Raw genomic sequence first — 907 nt, forward strand, 5'->3', positions numbered from 1 at the left:
CCTCCATGCGCTCCCCGACCATCAGGGTTCCCTCGAACTGGTTGAACCGGCCGTGTACCGCGGCGAGCCCGATGTGCCGCGCGACGAAGCGCACCGCGCTGTGGTCGGGGTCGATGCGCCACGCGCCGGGCGTCGGCAGCGACGGCTGCGGGGCGAGGTCCATGGCCACCGAGTCGACGGTGGTGCGCACGCCGTCGGCGGCCAGGCAGTCGCGGCGCACGGGCTGGTAGCCGTCGGAGGTGATGGAGAGGCCGTACGCGCCGGGCCGCACGGTCGTCGCGAAGCGGCCGTTGGGGTCGGTCTGGCCGCGTACGACCTCACGGCCCTCGGCGTCGCGAACGGAAACCTCGGCCCGGGGGAGCGGGAGTCGCACCGGGTCGAGCACCACGCATTCCAGCGACCCGGAGCCTGGTGGCAGGGGCATGGCCTCCCTCCCCGTAACGCGGTGACGACGGCGTAGCAGGGCAAATGCCATTCCCATGGCCTCTCTGGAGCAGTAGGTGGTTGAAGGTGCGACCACCGCATTGTGTCATCAGAAAGGACAAGGTCCCGCAAGACCCCCGTCGCCATCGCAAACGGGACGGGGCTATCGGCCGGCGGCTCGCCCCGTGGCGGGCCGCCCCCCAGGGGTGTCGCCAACGCCATCGCGGCGCGTCCCGGGTCGGCCGCCTACCGCCCGGGACGCGCCGCCGCGTACCGCTCCGGCTCACGCGCCCCACGGGCCGCGTCCCCGGTTGGCTGGGCCCGACGCGGGGCGTACGGACGTGGCCGGCCCCGCCCGTACGCCCCGCGCCGCCGGTCGGTGGGTCAGTCGCTGCGGAGCGCGCCGGCCAGCGCCGTCGCGGGGTCGGTGGCCGCGGGCCCGGCCGGATACCACTGGCCGCCCTCCTCGCGATACGGCCACCAG

General features: G+C 75.0%; 1 protein-coding gene. It reads right to left on the minus strand.

Annotated elements, in window-relative coordinates; genetic code table 11:
- Positions 1 to 424, minus strand: a 424-nt coding sequence (locus KUM32_RS33245) for a YceI family protein (RefSeq protein WP_254406491.1), incomplete at its 3' end; no start/stop codon positions are given.
- Positions 425 to 907: the final 483 nt, after the last annotated feature.

The sequence above is a fragment of the Streptomyces sp. AC627_RSS907 genome (assembly GCF_019049165.1).